Raw genomic sequence first — 17,442 nt, 5'->3', positions numbered from 1 at the left:
ATTCAACCGGGCCCCTCTTTTCTTTATTTGAGTAGAGGAAGGACTTCTGCCTTTAACTCATGTGAATACTGAGGGCGAAAAACCATTGGGCGGTGAAGTAGGTGGACATCACACCGTAGTCAGCCCAAGCTAGCGAACGGCGGAACCGATTCCACCCCAGGATGGCATCTGAGACGGCGAAGATTACGGCGCCGGTGATGAGAAGGGGCTGGGCTGTCTTTAAGGCAAACCAAACCATAAGCGAAATCACGGAGACGTAAACGGTTACGGCGAAGCGAAGATTTTTTCCTCCTTCACGGGAGGCGCCGGGACCCAGCAGACGGCTAAAGACCACGGCGATGGCAGCCATCAGCCCGAGCATGATCATCGAAAGGGGATCCGGCACACCGGGAGGCAGGGTAGCAATCCCCGTGATATAACAGAGGTGGCCGATGAGAAACGAAGCTAACCCTTGCACGAAGCGATCCGAAGGCAGCATGAGGAAGACATCCCCCGCCAGGGAGAAGAGCAGGCCGACGAGGATCCACCAACTATAGGCACCGGGGTTTTCCAAGGCACCCGTGGCTGCCAGGATGAGGATCCACAGCATGGTGCCTGGCTTTAAGGCATACTTCCATCGCGGAGATTCCCGATAGATCGCCAGCCATAGATAAGCGGCAGCCGAAAGGAACGTGCCGATGGTTAAGGATAAAATCATCGGAGGAGCTCCCAGGAGCAAGGTGGATGAAGGGGGAGGATGTGCATGGAGAAACCACTCCTTTTCTATTTCATGTCCCATATTCGACATGACCTTATAGACTCCTCCCGAGAACGGATGATCTATCCAGAGATCCCAATCAGCTGTTAAATTGAAAAAAACTAGACGAAATCTTCCAGTTCGGGTATGATCAAGTTGATAATGATTATCATTATGCAATTGGGGGGATGTCCTTTGATGCTGAGTGAATGTGCAGTGGGGACAAGAGGGCGTGTTGTGGATGTGAGGGTTAAGAAGACCTTCCGCAATCGGGTTCTCGATCTGGGTTTGACGCCTGGAACCGAGGTGGAAGTGGTAAGAAAGGCCTTATTGGGAGATCCGATCATTCTTCGTTTTCGAGGATACCAGATGGGATTTCGTAAAAACGATGTAAAGGGAATCCGGATCGACACGGAATCCTGAACTCCTTGATCGGGGATGTGGAGAGGGAATGAATCAGACGATCGCACTCGTGGGGAATCCGAACGCGGGTAAAACCTCATTGTTTAATATTTTGACTGGCACACGGCAATACGTGGGCAATTGGGCCGGTGTGACCGTGGATAAAAAGGAAGGGTGGGTGAAGGGCAGCCGGGAATGGAAAATGGTCGATCTTCCCGGCATTTATAGTCTTTCCGCTCAATCCTTGGAGGAAAAAATCGCCCTGTCTTTCATTCTCGGAGAACAACCGAGTGCTTTGCTGAACATTATCGATGCTTCCAACCTAGAGCGGAACCTATTTTTCACGGCTCAGTTGCTGGAGATGGGGCTGCCCATGGTCGTCGCCCTCAACATGATGGATGTGGCTGACACCCGGGGTTTTCGCATCAACAAGAATCGTCTGGAACAAGAGCTGGGGGTGCCTGTGGTACCGATGGTGGCTCGGCGGGGGGAAGGAAAGAGCTCTCTGCTCGAGCGGATGGAAAAGGATATTCGCCCCGGTCCGACATCCATCCGGTACTCCGGAGAAGTGGAAGATGGGGTGGAGGCTCTGTTACCCTTCCTTCGGGAGATGAAACGGCCGTCGTCGATCCATCTGCGTTGGCTGGCTCTCATGTGGTTAGAAGGAAACGAGAGTGTATCGGCCATGATCCAAGAAAGTGTTGAAAATAGGGGACTCCTGGAGATGGAGAGGATCCGTTCGGGCATTCTCGAGGCTCCCGCGCGAATTCGGGAAGCCCGCTATGCCTGGGTGGAAGCGATGATGGAGGGGACCGTTACCCGAGAAGGGGCAGATCGGTCTTGGAGTGGTCGGATCGACGGATGGCTGCTCCATCCCGTTTTGGGCTTACCGATATTCTTCCTCTTCATGTATCTCATCTTTCAAATTACTTTTAGTTGGGTGGGGACTGTACTTTCCGATGGGTTGGACGCATGGATCGCAGGTCCCATATCGGGAGGGCTCGCGTCAGCTTTGTCAGCGATGGATAGCCCCCGTTGGTTCATGCAGCTGGTGACCGACGGCATCCTGGCGGGTATGGGAGCCGTGCTCGTTTTCGTCCCCCAGATTGCGACCTTGTTCCTGTGCCTCTCCTTTCTCGAAGATTCCGGATATATGGCTCGGGCAGCGGTGCTGATGGACCGGTTTCTGCGGGGGATAGGGCTGAACGGGAAGGCCTTTATCCCGCTCGTGCTCGGCTTCGGATGCAATGTTCCCGCCATTATGGCGACCCGTACCTTGGAAGACCGGAAAAGCCGTCTCTTGACAGCCCTCATTTCTCCATTTATGTCCTGTTCGGCCCGTCTTTCCGTGTACGCGCTTTTCGTTGCTGCTTTCTTTTCCCAGTGGCAGGCGGAGATCGTTTTTCTCTTGTATATTTCCGGCATTTTGATGGCGATTGGTACGGCTTTCGTCCTTAATCGTTTCATCCGGGCGGAGGAAGATCTATTTGTCATGGAAATCCCCCCTTACCGGGCACCGATGCTGAAGAGCTTACTCCTACATACCTGGGATAAATCCAAGGGATTCGTCCGAAAAGCGGGGACCATTATTTTCGGCATGTCGGTTCTACTCTGGTTCCTCGGTCACTATTCATGGCAGGGAGAGGTGCGGATGGAAGCAAGTTTTCTCGCCTCTATAGGGGATTTTATCGCTCCACTCTTCGCCCCGATGGGCTTCGACTCCTGGCAAGCAGGAGTTTCCCTCCTAACCGGGTTTCTGGCCAAAGAGGTCGTGGTGGCAACGATGGGTGTCGCATACAGCGCAGGGGATTCAGTCAGCACCTTGGCCACTTTACTTCCCAGTACGTTCACGTTTGCTTCCGCTCTGGCCTTTCTCTTTTTCGTCCTCTTGTATACGCCCTGTGTGTCTACGGTGGTGGTGTTGAAAAAGGAAACGGGTTCTTGGGGATGGATGGTGTTTTCCGTGGGGTACAGCTTTGCCGTCGCCTGGGTTGTCGCCTGGATGGTCTACCAAGCGGCGGGATGGCTCCTTTGAGACTCCTGGAAGAAAGGGGAGAGCCCGATGATTTACCTCGTGATCGCAGCCGTACTCGGCTTTGCGGCCTGGCAGCTGGTCAGCTTCGTCCGCCGTCTGAAAAACTCCGGCAGTGCCTGCTCTTCCGGCGGATGTAGTGGTTGTCCTTCCAGCGGTAACTGTTCAATTCAGGATCTATCCAACACCTGAAAAACCCCTTGGTCCGCAGCTTTTGGACCAAGGGGTTTTTGGGTGGCTATTTATCTCCCTGCTTTCCACTCGATGTAGCTTGTTAGGAGGTCAAGGGCGACTGGGATGGCTCTTTCGTCGGGCTGGATCTTAGGATGATGGAGGCCGTAAGCTGTATCAACTCCCAGCCAAAACATAAAGCCGGGGATCTCCCGCAAGAAGTAACCGAAATCCTCACCGGCCATCGCTTCCCGGCATTCGACCACCTGGACGCCGCCTTCTCTCCCGGCCCACTCCATAAACTCACGGGTCAGGTTTTCCTCATTTTCCACTTGGCAGTAGTTCGCTCCCCAGTCGATATGGGCCTGGCATTCAAAGCCGGTCTCGATTCCCTTCACCAGTGATCGGATCCGATCCTTGATTTTTTCCATGGAATCCATGGAGAGGGTTCGAATCGTCCCTTCTAGTCGGGCCGATCCAGGGATGATGTTTTGTTTGGTGCCGATGGTTACCTTGCCTAGGGTGAGGATGGCTGAGTCCAGGGGATCGATGTTGCGAGAGATGATCGTTTGCAGTTGCATCGCCAGTTGAGAGGCGGCGATTACCATGTCGTTGCTTCGGTGGGGAAGGGAGGCGTGACCCGCTGTCCCTGTCAAGTCGATGAACAGCTCCGAAGTATTGGAAAACAGGATTCCGGGCCGGGTGGCGATGGTGCCGACCGGGTAATCCGGACTGATGTGGAGCCCGAAGAGCAGATCCGGCTTCCACCGGCGGAATTCGTCGCTTTCCAACATCGGCTGGGCACCGCCGGGCCCTTCTTCTGCCGGCTGGAAGAGAAAGAGCAGATGGTCTTTCGTAGGATTGGCCGTGAAATGGGTCAGAAGACCAAGGGCGATGGCCATGTGTAGATCATGGCCGCAGGCGTGCATGTTGCCAGGGTGGAGAGATTGAAAGTCATAACCGGTCTCCTCTTCGATGGGCAATCCGTCCATATCGGTGCGCCAACCGATGGTGCGCGTCGGCTGGGTTCCTCGAACCCGGACTAGCACCCCGGTTCGCCAGGTAGCTACCTCCAGGCGTTCCTGAGGCAGGCGGGAGATATAGTCCAGGATGAAGCGCTGAGTTTTAAATTCGGCAAAGCCCAGCTCCGGAATCTGATGGAGCCGGCGCCTCACCTCTACCATCGGATGAAGGGCGGATTGAGTCACGGTGTCGTTCCTCCTTTCGTTGCGATTTCAGCCAATCGTTTAGCTAGGTGGTTGGTGAAACGGTCCGTTTCCTGCGGAGTTAGAGTGAGCGGGGGCAACAGACGGATCACCGTCTGTTGGGCGATATCAACCAGAAACCCGTCTGTTAAAAGAGTCTGTTGCAGCTGAGAGGCTTCTTTCGGAGCGAGGGAGGTATGGATACCGATCATCATCCCCTGGCCCCGGATAGCCTGTACCAGAGACGGGTACTTTTCTTTCAACTGCGACAGGCGCGTCCATAGGTGTTCGGCGTTGCGGCGCCCCTCTTCCAAGCCGCCGTCTTCCAGGAGTACCTGGAGGACGGCATTTCCCAGCGCGGCTGAGAGTGGAGAAGGGGCAAAGGTAGTTCCATGATCACCCGGTTTGAACAGGTGGGCCGTCCTTTCTCCGGCGATGATCCCACCGAGGGGAAGGCCGCCTCCTACCCCTTTTGCGAACAGGATTAGATCCGGCTGAATGCCGGCGTGCTGATAGGCGAACAAGTGGCCTGTACGACCGATCCCCGTCTGGATCTCATCCATGCAGCATAGTATGCCTTTTTCCTGGCAAAGGCGTTCGATCTCTTGCAGATATGCTGTGCTAAGGGGCTGTACACCTCCAGAGCCGAGGATCGGTTCCGCCAGAATGGCGGCAGGCCGCTCTCGTTCGCACAACTCACGCAAGGCATCGATGTCATTCGGCTCCACTTCATAGACGGGATAATCCGGTTGGGGGAAGTCCTGGTAGACGCCGGGTTGGCGTGTGAGCCGGACCGCCCCCAAGGTGCGACCGTGGAAACTCTTCCTCATGACGATGAAGCCATGTTTGCCCTTTCCTTCAGCCTGAGTCCATTTGTGAACCAACTTCACCGCCGCTTCGGTCGCTTCAGCCCCGGAATTGGAGAAGAATACCTGCCCTTGGATGCTGTTTTCCACCAAACGGCGTGCCAGCTCGATCGCTGGTGGGTTGAGAAATTTGTTGGAAACATGGAGGAACTGTTCTCCCTGCTCGTGGAGGGCGGCCAACACCTTAGGATGGGAATGGCCCAACACGTTAACGGCCAATCCGGTGAACAGATCCAGGTACGAGTTCCCCTCGGTATCGGTTAGGGTATTGCCACGGGCTTCGGCGATGGCAATGGGCAGACGGTTGTAGGTGGGTAGGATATATTGCTGATCGAGGGATACCCAATCGGTCATGGCACTTCCTCCTCTTTCGCGGTTTGGTTCCGATATAGAAAAGGAGGGCCGTTTCCACGGCCCCGCACTTTCTCTCCGATCCTGTTTGATTGTAGCTAGTTTTACAGTTGGCGGAGTTCCTGTTTGATTTCCGTCTTGGATCGGGTCTTATCGTCGATCTTTTTAATTACTTTGGCGGGAGTACCGGCAACGACACTATTTTCAGGGACATCCTCCACAACCACGGCTCCGGCAGCGACGACGGAGCCCTTGCCGACGCGCACCCCTTCCAGGATGACAGCGTTGGCCCCGACCACGACGTCGTCTTCGATGATCACCGGAGTAGCCGACGGGGGTTCGATAACCCCGGCGATGACGGCCCCGGCACCGATGTGGCAGTTCTTGCCGATCGTTCCCCGGCCGCCGACGACCACATTCATATCGATCATGGTTCCGTCTCCGATCACAGCGCCGATGTTGATGGAAGCTCCCATCATAATGACGACGTTTTTGCCGATTTCCACCTGTTCCCGGATGAAAGCACCGGGCTCAATGCGGGCGGGAATGTCCTTCATGTCGAGAAGGGGGATGGCGGAATTGCGCCGGTCATTTTCTACCACCAGATCCTCGATCTTCCCTTTGTTGGCTTCCAGTACGGGTTGGAGGGCCTTCCAATCACCGAAGAGGACGCCGACATTGCCGGTGATAAAGGAGTGAACCTCTTTACCGAAGTCGATGCCGGAGAGATCTCCTTTGATATGTACTTTGACAGGGGTTTTTTTCTCGCTCTTCTGGATAAATTCGATGATCTGATTGGCATCCATCTGTTCCATAGGTTGCACCCTTTCTCTTTGTAATTGATGATTTCTCTCGGACGACCGATCCTATTCCTCAATCCGAGTATAGCATACCCCTGTCTCTCCCGGAAACTGCGGAAGGGACAGGGGGACTGTTAATGATCAGGGAATATTTGGTGATCCGATTCTTCGCAGAAAAGGGCGAACAACCCGATCGAACGTTCCAGCCGTTTTAGCTCCAACTCCCAGAAAGCGAGATCACCGGTGATCCGTTCGGCTTCCTGCCAATCCCCCCGGGCCGTTGCCGCCGTAAGGCGAGTTCTTCCCTCCCGGATCGATTCCCAGGTTTGGATTGCTCGCTGTTGTTCTTCGTGGATGGGTTTTTTCATTACATACCTTCTCTCCATGAATGCTTCACCGGCACATGATCGACCGGTCTCTTCTCAGTCTAGGGAGAGAAAGACAGGAGGATCAATAGACCAAATGGGGCATTTGGCTTTCTGTCACTCTGCGCCAATGCCGGTATTGGACCGGACGAGAAGTTCGGTGTACTTCTCATCGGCGTCAGGTTCCGGCTTGCTCAGGATGGTCCCTAGATAAGCACCCAGAAAACCAAGGGGGACGGATAGGAGAGCCGGGTTGCTCAGAGGGATGATCGCATCTTCTTTCAGGAAGTTTGGACCGAAGGCAACGATGAGGATGCAGCTGACGAGGCCGGTCAGGATGCCGGTTACGGCTCCGACCGTGTTAAATCGCCTCCAGAAGATGCTGAATAGGATTGACGGCAAGTTGGCACTAGCGGCTACTGCAAAGGCGAGGGAGACGAGAAAAGCAACGTTTTGATCCTTGGAAAGGAGTGCGAGGATGATGGAGACGATCCCGACCCCGATGGAAGCTTGCTTGGCTACTCGAACCTGTTCTTTGTCCGTTGCTTTTCCTTTCCGTAGCACGTGGGAGTAAAAATCGTGGGCGAAGGCCCCGGCAGCGGACATCACAAGCCCGGCTACCACAGCTAGAATGGTAGCGAAGGCGACGGCAGCGATAAAGGCGAAGAAGAAGGTTCCCCCGACCGCTTCCGCTAGCAAGGGAGCAGCCATATTTCCCGCTTTGTCAGCGGCGATGATCTTGTCTTCACCGACGAGGGTGGCGGCACCGAAGCCGAGGAAAGTGGTCAGGATATAGAAGGTGCCGATAATAAAGATCGCCCAAACCACTGAAGTGCGGGCCTCCCGTGCCGTTGGTACGGTGTAGAAGCGAATCAGAATATGTGGGAGTCCGGCTGTCCCCAGAACCAACCCAAGACCCAGGGAGAGATTTTCAATCGGATTGTCGAACTGGAGCCCGGGCTCAAGGAATCGCTGACCCTTTAATTCCGCCACCTGGTCAAACATATGGACGATGCTAAAATTGAACTTGGAAAGGACGAGAAGGCTAAGAATAACGGTTCCCGTCATCAGCAGGACCGCTTTGATGATCTGCACCCAGGTAGTAGCCAACATACCACCAAAGACCACATACAGAATCATTAGGATGCCGATCACGATGATAGAAATGGTTCCATCCAGACCGAGAAGAAGCTTAATTAAGGCTCCTGCGCCCACCAGTTGGGCGATCATATAAAAAGCTGAGATGGACATGGTAGACAGAGCGGCGGCAGACCGGACCGGCGGTGCCTTCAAGCGGTAGGCGAGCATATCGGCAATCGTGTATTTACCGGAGTTGCGGAGGGGCTCTGCCACTACCAGCAAAACCAGTAGAAATGCGACGAGGAAACCGACGGAATAGAAAAAACCGTCGTAGCCGTACAAAGCGATCAGACCGGCGATTCCGAGGAAAGAGGCGGCGCTCATGTAGTCCCCCGAAATGGCAAGACCGTTTTGCCAAGCGGTGATTGAACGGCCAGCGGCATAAAAATCCGTCGTCGACTTGGTTCGCTTAGCGGCCCAGTAGGTGATGATGAGGGTGAGGGAGACGATGACAAAGAATAGCACAAAGGCGGTGAGCCTCAACGAAGCCCCTCCTTCCTATGGGTGGCAACGTTATCTGAATGGCGGTCAGTGCGGTTGGCGTGACGAACATAGAGGAGGGAGATGACCCACGCCATGATGATTTGGGACAGGGCGAATAGGTACGCTAGGTTTATGGAACCGATCACTTTGGGGTGAAGCCAATCCGTATAGCCGTTGAGAACGGGGAGAGCGATATAATAGGCCAGAAAAAACAGAGTGGCGGGCAGAATAAACCATTTCTTGCGTCGGATGATCACCTTGAAATCCCGGGTTTCCGCAATTTGCTCCCATTCGGAGTTTTCCGGAGCCCGGCTCGACTGCAGATCAGACGCTGCCATTTGGAATCCTCCCTTGTCTGGTGTCTTGAGGAGTGTCGACCAACTGGGTAGAAGTTTTTTCTTTAAAGACCTCCTTTGCGTGTACCATCACGCTGCTCTCAGAAGGAATCGGTCGGTTGGTTTATCCATATTTCCAATTATTATAACAGACTGACTATTGGAAAACCAAGCCACCCTATCATCCATGAAAGCCCTTTCATTACCGAGGGTAGTTGAACTATAATTAAATGCAGCCATTGTTATCATAAATTTCAGTGAAGGGACGGTTTTCTGGCATGTCATGCGAGTAAGAGCCGTTCCGGAGGAGGATAACATTGAGAAGCAGATGGATGGGTGTAACGACTGTTTGTCTTGTGTGGGGAATGTTGGTTTCAGGGTGCGGATGGATTGAGGGTGGATTGGGTGAGAAGAAGGAGGCGAAATCGGCGAAGGAGGATCGCCAGGAGCTCCATATTACCATCGCTTCTGAACCCCCGTCTTTGGACAGCGCGATCGCCGTCGACGGGAGTTCGTTTAACGTACTGAATAACGTGATGGAAGGCCTGATGAGACTGGATATGGCGAATCAGGTACAGCCTGCGATTTCAGACGGGATGCCGGAGATCAGCCCAGATAAAAAAACGATAACCTTTAAGATCCGGGAAGGTGCGAAATGGAGTGATGGAGTGCCCGTTAAGGCACAGGATTTCGAATACGCCTGGAAACGGGCTCTCAACCCGAATTTCAATCTGGAATCGGCGGTCATGCTGTTTGATATTGAAAACGCCCAAGCTTATCATACCGGACAAGCTCCAGAAGAGGCTGTCGGGGTAAAGGCCCTGGATGATCGGACTCTCCAAGTGAAACTGCGTCAGCCGAGCCCCTATTTCCTCGGCCAGACCGCCTCCGCCGCGTTTTTGCCCCAACGGAAAGACATCGTGGAGAAGTATGGGAAAGAATACGGCTCGGATAAAGAGAAGATGGTTTACAACGGTCCCTTTGTCCTAGCGGAATGGAATCATGAGCAAAATCTCCGCTACAAAAAAAACGATCAATACTGGGATAAAAAAAGCGTCAAGCTCGAACAGGTGCATGTGAAAGTCGACACCGATCCCGTCAACATCATGAATGGTTACACGTCAGGGAAGACGGACGTCGCCCCCCTTTCGAAAGAACTGGTGGATGCGTTTAAGGGGGGGAGTGAGTTTCTTCCCGTGGAGCGGGGGGCAACTTTCCTACTGGTGTATAATACTCGGTTGGAATTCTTAAAGAACAAAAAAATTCGCCAAGCCCTCAGCTTGGCTGTGGACCGGGAACAGTTGGTCAATGAAGTGATGAAAGACGGCTCCCGTCCGGCAAAAGGGATGGTACCGGACGGCATCGATGACGGAAACGGGGACCCCTTCCGGAAAGATGCCGGTAAGTTGGTAGACTTCGATAAGGAAAAAGCAAGTCGGCTTCTGGAAGAAGGAATTGATGAACTAGGATACGAAACCCTTCCGACGGTGGAGCTTAACGTGAACGACGATGATCGGAAGAAGATCGCGCTCTTTCTGAAGAACGAATGGAAGAACAACCTCGGCCTAAACGTCACGATCAACCCAAAGCCGGTTAAGCAGAAGCTTGCCGCCGAACAACAGGGCTATTTTCACCTTTCCCTCGTTCGCTGGATCGGTCGATACAATGATCCGATGGCCTTTATGGAGATCGGCCATTCTGCGAGCCAGGTCAACTTCGGAAAGTGGCATAATCCTGCTTTCGACCGTCTGATCGAGAAAGCGAAAAGCACTTCCGACTTCAAAGCCCGGAATGAAGCCATGGTGAAGGCGGAAGAGATCGTGATGGAGGATGCTGGAGTGGCCCCTCTCTTTTACGAATCCCAGGCCTATGTCCAGAAACCCTATGTGAAGAATCTGTTTCGTCATCCCATCGGTCCCGAGTACACCTTAAAATGGACCTACATCGAGGGGAAGGAACAGCAGAAAAAGAAAAAGAAATAAACGGGCCGTACGCTTCCTGAGAACGTTCGTCCGCGATGGAACACGGGATCAATATCCCGTGTTTTTTTTATTCCGAACCAATCAGGAGAAGGGCAAAAGCCTGTCGTGCCTACCGTTGTGCCTCTTTTGTTCCAATTGAGAAAAAAGTCTTGTCAATTTCAATTTCACTGTTATATAATACAACACAAGTTAATCGTTCTGTGTTCAAACAGATCGACACTATCCGATTCTTTTCGAGGGAGTGAAACCATCCGTGAGCACACAGACATCGTCCGAACATGCCCACGTGAACGTGATGGGGGAAGTGACGGAAGCGTTTGCGGAAATTCTCACACCGGAGGCTCTGGATTTCGTTGCAAAACTGGCCCGCCGCTTCCGGGGACGCCGGGATGAATTGCTTAAAAACCGGCACCAACGGCAACAGGAACTCGACGCGGGGAAAGGACCTGATTTTCTGCCTGAAACAGCAGAGATCCGCCATCTGTCCTGGTCGATTGCAGATCTCCCCTACGATTTGCAGGACCGACGGGTGGAGATCACCGGTCCTACCTCTGACCGCAAGATGGTCATTAATGCCCTGAATTCGGGTGCAAAGGTGTTCATGGCGGATTTTGAGGATGCCAACTCTCCCACCTGGAAGAACAGCATTCAAGGGCAGATCAACATGCGAGACGCTATCAACCGTCAGATCGACTTTACCGCTCCCAACGGAAAACGATATGAACTTACCCGTAAACCGGCAGTCATCATCGTTCGTCCTCGTGGCTGGCATCTGGATGAAAAACACGTCGAAGTGGACGGGAAGCCGATTCCAGCAGCTCTCTTCGACTTTGGTCTCTATTTTTTCCACAATGCAAAAACCCTTCTCCGCAAAGGGTCAGGGCCTTATTTTTACCTTCCCAAACTGGAAAGCCATTTGGAAGCCCGCTTGTGGAACGATGTCTTCCTTTTCGCACAGGATGAGCGGAAAATTGCCCGCGGTACCATTAAAGCCACGGTGCTGATCGAGACGATTCTCGCCGCTTTTGAAATGGATGAGATCCTCTATGAATTAAAAGAGCACTCCGCGGGCCTCAACTGCGGCCGCTGGGATTATATTTTTAGTTACATCAAACGCTTCCGTAGCAGGCCGGAAGTGATCTTGCCCGATCGGTCCCTGGTGACGATGACTGTCCCATTCATGCGAGCTTATACTCTGTCAGCAGTAAAGACGTGCCACCGGAGGAACGCCCCCTGTATCGGTGGGATGGCTGCCCAGATTCCGGTGAAGGACGATCCGAAGGCCAACGAGGAAGCGATTTCCAAGGTGCGAGCCGACAAAGAACGTGAAGCCCTTGACGGCCACGACGGCACCTGGGTCGCCCACCCGGCATTGGTGCCGGTGGCCATGGATGTCTTTGACAAACATATGCTTCACCCCAATCAGATCCACAAAAAGAGAGGGGACGTCCAAGTCACTGCGGAGGATCTGTGCCGGGTACCCGAGGGGCCCATCACTGAGCAGGGGCTTAGGGACAATGTCAGTGTCGGTATCCAGTATATCGAAGCCTGGCTCAGGGGTTACGGAGCGGTGGCGATCAACCACCTGATGGAAGACGCCGCCACAGCGGAGATCTCCCGCGCTCAGGTATGGCAATGGATCCGTCATCCCGAGGGGAAGCTATCCGACGGTAGCAAGGTGACGAAGGAACTCTTTCTACAGACGGTGGAGGAAGAATTGGACCGGATCGAGGATCGAATCGGTGTCGATGCCTATGCTAATGGAAAATTCGGGGAGGCGAAGGAGCTTTTCACCGAACTGACCCTTGCCGACGACTTCGTCGAATTCCTCACCCTGCCCGGCTATAAGAAGTTGGAAGCGTAAACATAGCAAAATATCGAGCTTTACCCGGTACAAGAAGCTGAAAGCGCTAGAGCGACTATAAAGGAGAGATGAGCGATGACGGTTCAACAGGAAGCGAAAACACTAGAGAAGAAATGGGAGACGGATCCGCGCTGGAAAGGGATTGAACGTACCTACTCGGCTGAACACGTGATCAAACTTCGGGGTTCTTTCCCAATTGAATATACACTGGCCCGTCGGGGGTCGGAGCGGCTGTGGGATCTGCTCCATAACGAGCCCCATGTGAAAGCCCTCGGAGCACTAACCGGCAACCAAGCGGTTCAGCAGGTGAAGGCCGGTCTGAAGGCGATCTATCTCTCCGGGTGGCAAGTAGCTGCCGACGCCAACCTGTCAGGGCAGATGTACCCCGACCAGAGCCTGTACCCTGCTAACAGTGTTCCCCACGTGGTGAAACGGATCAATCAGGCTTTACAGCGAGCAGACCAGATCGAACATGCAGAAGGAGGCGCCCAGCGGGATTGGTTCGCTCCTATCGTGGCAGATGCGGAAGCCGGCTTTGGCGGCCCCCTCAATGTTTTTGAACTCATGAAAGGAATGATTGAGGCAGGAGCGGCTGGCGTCCACTTCGAAGATCAGTTGGCCTCTGAAAAAAAATGCGGCCACCTGGGAGGCAAGGTGTTAATTCCGACCGCCCATGCCGTCCGCAATCTGGTTTCCGCCCGTCTTGCCGCAGATGTGATGGGGGTGCCGACGATCCTGGTTGCCCGGACAGACGCCAATGCCGCTGAACTGATCACCAGTGACGTCGATCCGAGGGATCATCAATTCCTGACTGGGGAGCGGACACCAGAAGGATTCTTCCGCCAAAAATCGGGACTGGATACGGCTATCGCAAGGGGGCTGGCCTACGCTCCCTACGCCGACTTGATCTGGTGTGAAACCTCTACGCCTGATCTGGAGGAAGCCCGCCGGTTCGCGGAGGCGATCCATGCTCAGTTCCCGGGCAAAATGCTGGCCTACAACTGCTCTCCCTCTTTCAACTGGAAGAAAAAACTGGATGACAAGACCATTGCCCGCTTCCAGGATGAACTGGGCAAGATGGGCTACAAATTCCAGTTTGTCACCTTGGCCGGTTTCCATGCCCTCAACAACAGCATGTTTGAGCTGGCCCTCGGCTACAAGGATCGTGGGATGGCGGCGTACTCGGAGTTACAAGAGGCCGAGTTCGCCAACGAGGCTCACGGTTACTCTGCCACCCGCCACCAGCGGGAAGTGGGAACCGGTTACTTCGATGCCGTCTCGATGACGATCACAGGAGGAACCTCCTCTACCACCGCTCTCAAAGGATCCACGGAAGAAGAACAATTTAGCGCATAAGACAAAAAAGAGAAACCTCACCCGATAGGGGAGGTTTCTCTTTTTTGTGGTTCCTTTTAGCTATGATCCTCTGCCTTTTTCCATACCCGACTGCCCCGGACGGTCATCCACAGGAAGCCGATCAGGGTACCGGCAATAGCGGGAAGGAGCCAGCCGATTCCCTGATTATAGAGGGGGAGCTGGGCGTACCATTCGCCGAGTCCGCCCAGAGGAATGCGGGCCTCATTTAAACCATCGATCACGCTGACCAGTGCCGTTCCGATGACGGCTCCGGCATAAACGGGCCTCTCGGTTCCGGGTTCCAATTGCAAAAAGGAGAGAAGGATCAAGACGATAGCGATCGGATAGATTCCAGCCAATACCGGAACCGAGACGGAAATGATCTGGGTCAAGCCGACATTGGCCATCAACAGGCTGGCCAGGCAAAGGATACCGACCACGAGTTTGTAAGAGGCTGCTGGGATGATCCGAGAGAAAAACATCCCGCAGGCAGAAACCAGGCCGACGGAAGTCGTCAGGCAGGCAAGGCTGACCGCTGTCCCGAGGAGCAGGGCTCCCCAGTCTCCAAACAGGGATGCAACCACCCGGGTCAGGATTTCCGCCCCGTTATCCGTTGTACCGAGGGTGGAACTGGTGGCACCCAACCAACCGAGTGTCAGATAGACGAAGGCGAGACCGGCCCCAGCGATTACCGCCGCCGATATCACCGTTCTGGCGAGGGCGGGTGATTCTTTGATTCCCTTGCCTTTGGCGGCAGAGATGACGACAAGCCCAAAGACGAGGGCACCCAAAGTATCCATCGTGAGGTATCCCTGAACAAATCCACCGAAGAAAGCCTCTGATTGAAATGCATCACTAGGAGCGACGGGGGACCCAATCGGGTTCAAAAACAGACCTGCCAGGATAACGGTCAGGATAATCAGCAGGAGGGGGGTAAGGACTTTGCCGATCCGGTCCACCAATTTCGAAGGGTTCAGACAGAGCCAGAAGGTTAGCGAGAAGTAAAACACGGTGAAGACTAACAGGGCTGTCTCTTTCATTCCTGCAGGCAGGAAAGGTACAGCACCCATTTCAAAAGCGACGCTCCCTGTTCGCGGGATCCCGAAAAAGGGTCCGATTGCCAAGTAGATGATAACCGTAAAGATCAGCCCAAATAGAGGGTGAACCCGGCTTCCGATGGTTTGCATGTTTCCCCCTGTCACCGCCAAAGCGATCACAGCCAGCAGGGGTAATCCGACCCCGGTGATCACAAAGCCGGTGATTGCAGGGCCGAATTCCGTTCCGGAGGCCTGGCCGAGCGCCGGAGGGAATATGAGGTTACCCGCTCCGAAAAAGAGAGCGAACAACATCAATCCAATGGAGAGGGTTTCGGACCGATAGACTGACGATATTTTATTCATAAAAGCTATCTCCTTTATTGATGAGAAAAATTTCATTTACGTTCAATCATAACAAGAACTTCTCTGCAAAAAACGGACAATTTGGCGAACATTACTGGTAAATTTACCCTTGTTATGGATGGAACAAAAACGTTTGCCGAAGCTTGACCTTCGCTGGCGGGAAGGGTCATTTCTTTCGCACCCTCCGTTTATAACATACGAGGGCTGCCGACGATAAAGCATCTCTGTGCATTTCTGCCCATTTTTCGCTCATACTAAGCAAAAATAATGGGGTGAAAACAATGAAGAATAAAAAGAAACGCGCTGCCGAAGACAAAAGGAACCCGCATCAAGAGGAGGATTCCTTGGGCTTGGATACGGAGACACCTTCCAATTATGAAAATAGTCTGGGTGGCCACCCGAAGAATCTCACCGAATTTGAGGTGGATCGGTCCCCTGGACGTCTTTAACCCGCATAATAACCTAATCAAAGGAGGAGATGAGAACCATGGCTGAAAAGCAAAAAACAGCAGAAGTATTGCGGACACAACAAGCGGAAGAGCTGCGCGATCAGACTGCAGAACAGCTTCGCGACGAGCCTTCACCAGAAAAGACAGAGAAGGTGGAAGCACGGTCGGATCGTCATTGCGGGGGTGTCTAATCCCGGGTTCGGCGGAGCAGGGGTTCCGTTTTGGCGAAAGGGAGAGATTCAGGTAAACGTCGGGCTCGTGCCGGCGTTTTTTTTATGAGGACGGTGGTCCGAAACGTTGGCATTCGGAGAACTAGGCTGTTTTGTCTAGTGACGCGGTTTGGGAAATTCAATAGGATAGAAGAGAAGGGTATTCTATGCAGAAAAAAGAGGTGTTGATTGTTGCCGGTGAGAGGGTTGTTATGGGTGATTACCCTCGGTTCCCTGGTATTTTCAAGCGGTTGTTCCCTCGTGATAAGCGAGCTGGCCAAAAACAGGGAAGCCCAAGGGGGACAGAAGAGAGCGGAGAATCCCGATTCCGGTTCCAGGAAAGAGTCGGAGAAGACGGATGAGGATCTGGAAGCCCAACCACCCGTGAATGGGGAAGGCGGACAAGATTCCGGCGGTCTCTCAGAGGGGAAAGAGTTGGTTGTCAGCGACCTGACTGTGAAGACGGACGATCAGGACTGGCAGAAGGCAGATCAAGAAAACCTGTCGAAAAACGGGGTGGATATCGAGCTTACCTTGCTGACTCCAGAGGGGCGGAGTGCCGAAACTTCCGATGAGTTGGTCATCGTCAGCTATTATCAAGGCATTCAGGGTCAGGTAAGCACCCGGCAGTTTGCCCAAAGAATGATGGAAGACGGGTTTTTGAAGGAGTACGAGGCGAAGGATTGGAACATCCTCGCAGAGAAACGGAATGATATTCTGGCCGAGGTGGAGATGACCGGTGGACACGGCTATGCTCGCTTCCTAAGCACGGAGGATGGCATCTATTCTCTCTATTATCTGGCGGATAGCACCCCTCAGAACAACGATGTAAAAATAGATTGGCGCCATCGTATGCAGCAATCGGGAAAAGAGGATGGCCTCACCTTGTAGGAAAAGTGAAAAGGACGGACGGCAGCAGGCCGGTCCGTCCTTTTTTTGTGGGGAGTCATTTGATTATCCATGGTTTCTAGCAGCTCGAAGGAGCTGCTTTTTCTTATACACGAACCATTCGATGATTGAGACTCCACACGGCTGAAGCCGTGGGATTCTTGGGTAGTTAGCGCATTCAATCCATTTCTGCTTCGTGCAACTCCCAAGTTCAGGGCTGTCTCATCAGCCCGTCCCATGCAGTTAGAATGTACCCACATGGGCGGAACGCCTGTTACCAGCGTTCTAGTTCCTTATCGTTCTCTTATGGTTTTACCCAGCGGGAGCGATTTGTTCGCCGCTGGAACCCCCTACCATAACGTTTTCAAGGAACAACCCACTACCAGTGGGATGAGCACCGCTCATACG

At 53.5% G+C, this 17,442-nt stretch carries 16 protein-coding genes; 8 read left to right on the top strand and 8 right to left on the bottom strand.

From position 1 onward, the window contains the following. Nucleotides 1–52: 52 nt before the first annotated feature. On the bottom strand, nt 53–697 hold the full coding sequence (locus ACFOUO_RS05385; RefSeq protein ID WP_380702919.1) for a lysoplasmalogenase: 645 nt from the start codon (nt 695–697) through the stop codon (nt 53–55). Nucleotides 698–934: 237 nt separating this feature from the next. Between ACFOUO_RS05385 and ACFOUO_RS05380 the strand changes: the two genes are divergently transcribed. The 3 genes from ACFOUO_RS05380 to ACFOUO_RS05370 are packed head-to-tail and all read left to right on the top strand — an operon-like array spanning nt 935 to nt 3,362. Further along, the gene (locus ACFOUO_RS05380; RefSeq protein ID WP_380703273.1) at nt 935–1,159 is read left to right on the top strand and encodes a FeoA family protein; all 225 of its coding nucleotides are present in this window, start codon (nt 935–937) and stop codon (nt 1,157–1,159) included. A 28-nt stretch (nt 1,160–1,187) separates the two neighbouring features. After that, entirely contained in the window at nt 1,188–3,173 is a 1,986-nt protein-coding gene (gene feoB / locus ACFOUO_RS05375; protein WP_380702917.1) for a ferrous iron transport protein B, read from the top strand. Nucleotides 3,174–3,200: 27 nt separating this feature from the next. Further along, nucleotides 3,201–3,362 carry a FeoB-associated Cys-rich membrane protein gene (locus ACFOUO_RS05370; RefSeq protein ID WP_380702915.1) on the top strand — a complete coding sequence of 54 codons (162 nt, stop codon included), beginning with the start codon at nt 3,201–3,203 and terminating at the stop codon, nt 3,360–3,362. A gap of 50 nt (nt 3,363–3,412) precedes the next feature. Here ACFOUO_RS05370 and ACFOUO_RS05365 read toward each other — a convergent pair whose 3' ends face one another. The 6 genes from ACFOUO_RS05365 to ACFOUO_RS05340 all read right to left on the bottom strand — a co-directional run bounded on the left by ACFOUO_RS05365 (nt 3,413) and on the right by ACFOUO_RS05340 (nt 8,889). After that, nucleotides 3,413–4,525 carry an N-acetyldiaminopimelate deacetylase gene (locus ACFOUO_RS05365; protein ID WP_380703271.1) on the bottom strand — a complete coding sequence of 371 codons (1,113 nt, stop codon included), beginning with the start codon at nt 4,523–4,525 and terminating at the stop codon, nt 3,413–3,415. Between the two features lie 20 nt (nt 4,526–4,545). After that, nucleotides 4,546–5,766 (bottom strand): aspartate aminotransferase family protein, encoded by a 1,221-nt coding sequence (locus ACFOUO_RS05360; RefSeq protein ID WP_380702913.1) that lies wholly within the window; start codon nt 5,764–5,766, stop codon nt 4,546–4,548. Between the two features lie 101 nt (nt 5,767–5,867). Next, nucleotides 5,868–6,578: a 2,3,4,5-tetrahydropyridine-2,6-dicarboxylate N-acetyltransferase gene (dapD, locus tag ACFOUO_RS05355; protein WP_380702911.1), complete on the bottom strand. Its 711-nt coding sequence runs from the start codon at nt 6,576–6,578 to the stop codon at nt 5,868–5,870. Between the two features lie 119 nt (nt 6,579–6,697). After that, a complete protein-coding gene (locus ACFOUO_RS05350; RefSeq protein WP_380702909.1) occupies nt 6,698–6,931 on the bottom strand; it encodes a hypothetical protein in 234 nt (77 codons plus the stop codon). A gap of 114 nt (nt 6,932–7,045) precedes the next feature. Beyond that, nucleotides 7,046–8,551 carry a solute symporter family protein gene (locus ACFOUO_RS05345; RefSeq protein ID WP_380702907.1) on the bottom strand — a complete coding sequence of 502 codons (1,506 nt, stop codon included), beginning with the start codon at nt 8,549–8,551 and terminating at the stop codon, nt 7,046–7,048. Then, nucleotides 8,548–8,889, bottom strand: a complete 342-nt coding sequence (locus ACFOUO_RS05340; RefSeq protein WP_380702905.1) for a DUF485 domain-containing protein — start codon at nt 8,887–8,889, stop codon at nt 8,548–8,550. The genes ACFOUO_RS05345 and ACFOUO_RS05340 overlap by 4 nt, the downstream gene beginning before the upstream one ends. A 314-nt stretch (nt 8,890–9,203) precedes the next feature. On the opposite strand from ACFOUO_RS05340, the gene ACFOUO_RS05335 reads away from it, so the two are divergent. The 3 genes from ACFOUO_RS05335 (at nt 9,204) to aceA (ending at nt 14,088) form a co-directional block, all read left to right on the top strand. Beyond that, nucleotides 9,204–10,868: a peptide ABC transporter substrate-binding protein gene (locus ACFOUO_RS05335; protein WP_380702903.1), complete on the top strand. Its 1,665-nt coding sequence runs from the start codon at nt 9,204–9,206 to the stop codon at nt 10,866–10,868. A 295-nt stretch (nt 10,869–11,163) separates the two neighbouring features. After that, nucleotides 11,164–12,732, top strand: a complete 1,569-nt coding sequence (aceB, locus tag ACFOUO_RS05330; RefSeq protein ID WP_380703269.1) for a malate synthase A — start codon at nt 11,164–11,166, stop codon at nt 12,730–12,732. Nucleotides 12,733–12,807: 75 nt separating this feature from the next. Continuing rightward, entirely contained in the window at nt 12,808–14,088 is a 1,281-nt protein-coding gene (gene aceA, locus ACFOUO_RS05325) for an isocitrate lyase (protein WP_380702901.1), read from the top strand. 56 nt (nt 14,089–14,144) lie between these two features. Here the strand turns inward: aceA and brnQ are convergent, their stop codons facing one another. Next, complete coding sequence (gene brnQ, locus ACFOUO_RS05320; protein ID WP_380703267.1) at nt 14,145–15,479, bottom strand: branched-chain amino acid transport system II carrier protein; 1,335 nt, start codon at nt 15,477–15,479, stop codon at nt 14,145–14,147. Between the two features lie 496 nt (nt 15,480–15,975). Between brnQ and ACFOUO_RS05315 the strand changes: the two genes are divergently transcribed. Both ACFOUO_RS05315 and ACFOUO_RS05310 read left to right on the top strand, forming a co-directional pair. Then, the gene (locus ACFOUO_RS05315; protein ID WP_380702899.1) at nt 15,976–16,128 is read left to right on the top strand and encodes a hypothetical protein; all 153 of its coding nucleotides are present in this window, start codon (nt 15,976–15,978) and stop codon (nt 16,126–16,128) included. Between the two features lie 207 nt (nt 16,129–16,335). Further along, nucleotides 16,336–17,037: a hypothetical protein gene (locus ACFOUO_RS05310; RefSeq protein ID WP_380702897.1), complete on the top strand. Its 702-nt coding sequence runs from the start codon at nt 16,336–16,338 to the stop codon at nt 17,035–17,037. Nucleotides 17,038–17,442 lie beyond the last annotated feature (405 nt).

The sequence above is a fragment of the Salinithrix halophila genome (assembly GCF_042650125.1).
Lineage (GTDB): Bacteria > Bacillota > Bacilli > Thermoactinomycetales > DSM-45169 > Salinithrix > Salinithrix halophila.
This window is presented reverse-complemented; position numbering and strand designations above follow the sequence as displayed.

Excerpts from the sequence above, each read along its gene's own strand:
- ACFOUO_RS05350 (WP_380702909.1), bottom strand. The coding sequence starts at position 6,931 with ATGAAAAAACCCATCCACGAAGAACAACAGCGAGCAATCCAAACCTGG.
- feoB (WP_380702917.1), top strand. The coding sequence starts at position 1,188 with ATGAATCAGACGATCGCACTCGTGGGGAATCCGAACGCGGGTAAAACC.
- aceB (WP_380703269.1), top strand. The coding sequence starts at position 11,164 with ATGGGGGAAGTGACGGAAGCGTTTGCGGAAATTCTCACACCGGAGGCT.
- ACFOUO_RS05380 (WP_380703273.1), top strand. The coding sequence starts at position 935 with ATGCTGAGTGAATGTGCAGTGGGGACAAGAGGGCGTGTTGTGGATGTG.
- aceA (WP_380702901.1), top strand. The coding sequence starts at position 12,808 with ATGACGGTTCAACAGGAAGCGAAAACACTAGAGAAGAAATGGGAGACG.
- ACFOUO_RS05340 (WP_380702905.1), bottom strand. The coding sequence starts at position 8,889 with ATGGCAGCGTCTGATCTGCAGTCGAGCCGGGCTCCGGAAAACTCCGAA.
- ACFOUO_RS05360 (WP_380702913.1), bottom strand. The coding sequence starts at position 5,766 with ATGACCGATTGGGTATCCCTCGATCAGCAATATATCCTACCCACCTAC.
- ACFOUO_RS05385 (WP_380702919.1), bottom strand. The coding sequence starts at position 697 with ATGATTTTATCCTTAACCATCGGCACGTTCCTTTCGGCTGCCGCTTAT.
- dapD (WP_380702911.1), bottom strand. The coding sequence starts at position 6,578 with ATGGAACAGATGGATGCCAATCAGATCATCGAATTTATCCAGAAGAGC.
- ACFOUO_RS05365 (WP_380703271.1), bottom strand. The coding sequence starts at position 4,525 with ATGGTAGAGGTGAGGCGCCGGCTCCATCAGATTCCGGAGCTGGGCTTT.
- ACFOUO_RS05370 (WP_380702915.1), top strand. The coding sequence starts at position 3,201 with ATGATTTACCTCGTGATCGCAGCCGTACTCGGCTTTGCGGCCTGGCAG.
- ACFOUO_RS05315 (WP_380702899.1), top strand. The coding sequence starts at position 15,976 with ATGGCTGAAAAGCAAAAAACAGCAGAAGTATTGCGGACACAACAAGCG.